A 1805-nucleotide genomic window follows, 5' to 3' on the forward strand; every position below is an offset into this window, starting at 1 on the left:
TATTCATTCTGTTTTTGATGAGGTCGTCGACGACGGTTGGGTCAGCGAGTGTTGAGGTGTCGCCGAGGGTTGCGAAGTCGTCTTCGGCGATTTTGCGTAAGATGCGGCGCATGATCTTGCCGGAGCGGGTTTTCGGCAGGCCCGGGGCCCATTGGATCAGGTCCGGCTTGGCGATCGGGCCGATCTCGGTGCGGACCCAGGTCTCCAACTCCTTGCGCAGCGCGTCCGAGGGCTCCTGCCCGTTCATCAGCGTCACGTAGCAGTAGATGCCCTGGCCCTTGATCGCATGCGGATAGCCCACCACCGCGGCCTCGGCGACGGCGGCATGGGCCACCAGCGCGCTTTCGACCTCGGCCGTGCCCATGCGGTGGCCCGAGACGTTGATCACATCGTCGACGCGGCCGGTGATCCAGTAGTCGCCATCGGCATCCCGCCGGCAGCCGTCGCCGGTGAAGTAGTAGCCCGCGTAGTCGCTGAAGTAGGTCTTCTCGAAGCGCGCGTGATCGCCCCAGACCGTGCGCATCTGCCCCGGCCAGCTCGAGGCGATGCAGAGCACGCCTTCGACGTCGTTGCCCTCGATCACCGCGCCGCTCGCGGGCTCGAGCACCACCGGCTCGATGCCGAAGAAGGGCTTCATCGCCGCCCCCGGCTTCATCGCATGGGCGCCGGGCAGCGGTGTCATCAGATGCCCGCCGGTCTCGGTCTGCCACCAGGTGTCGACGATCGGGCAGGTCCCCTTGCCCACGACCTCGTTGTACCAGGTCCAGGCCTCGGGGTTGATCGGCTCGCCCACGGTGCCGAGCACCTTGAGGCTGGACAGATCGCACCCCTCAACAAAGCTGTTGCCCTGGCCCATCAGCGCGCGGATGGCGGTGGGGGCGGTGTAGAACTGGTTCACCTTGTGCTTCTCGCAGACCTGCCAGAAGCGGCTGGCGTCGGGGTAGGTGGGCACGCCCTCGAACATCACCGTGGTCGCGCCATTGGCCAGCGGCCCGTAGACGATGTAGCTGTGGCCGGTGACCCAGCCCACGTCCGCCGTGCACCAGAAGATGTCGCCGTCGTGATAGTCGAAGGTGATCTCATGGGTCATCGCCGCATAGACGAGATAGCCACCGGTGGTGTGCACGACGCCCTTGGGCTGGCCGGTGGAGCCGGAGGTGTAGAGGATGAAGAGCGGATCCTCGGCGCCCATCTCCTCGGGCGGGCAGTCGGCGGAGACTTTTTCGGCCTCCTCGTGCAGCCAGTGATCCAGCCCCTCGCGAAAGGCGACCTGCTGGCCGGTGCGGCGCACGATCAGGCATTTGACGTCATCGGTGTCATGCAGGAGCGCCTGGTTGACGTTGTCCTTGAGGTTGGTGACGCGGCCGCCGCGCGGGGCGCCATCGGCGGTGATCACGAGCTTGGCGTCGCAGCCGTTCACCCGCGCGCCCAGGGCATCCGGGGAGAAGCCGGCAAAGACGATGGAATGAATCGCCCCGATCCGCGCGCAGGCGAGCATCGCATAGGCCGCCTCGGGGATCATCGGCAGATAGAGCACGACCCGGTCGCCGCGCCCCACGCCGAGGCCCTTGAGCACATTGGCCATGGTGCAGACCTGGCGGTGCAACTCGGCGTAACTGATGTGCAGCGCCTCATCGGCCGGATCGTCCGGCTCCCAGATGATCGCGGTCTGATCGCCGCGCGTCTCCAGATGCCGGTCGATGCAATTGGCCGAGACATTCAGCGTGCCATCGGCAAACCAGTTGATCGACACGCCGCCCAGGCTGAAATCCACGTCCCGCACCCGGCTGAACGGCTTCATCCAC

General features: G+C 66.1%; 1 protein-coding gene. It reads right to left on the reverse strand.

Translation table 11 applies throughout. The features are described 5' to 3' along the window. Positions 1-1805: acetate--CoA ligase (gene acs, locus MUB52_RS23835; protein WP_263846653.1), on the reverse strand; the 1805-nt coding region annotated here is incomplete at both ends.

Origin of the sequence: Roseobacter sinensis (genome assembly GCF_025755255.1) — a bacterium.
In the GTDB taxonomy this organism is placed as follows: domain Bacteria; phylum Pseudomonadota; class Alphaproteobacteria; order Rhodobacterales; family Rhodobacteraceae; genus Roseobacter; species Roseobacter sinensis.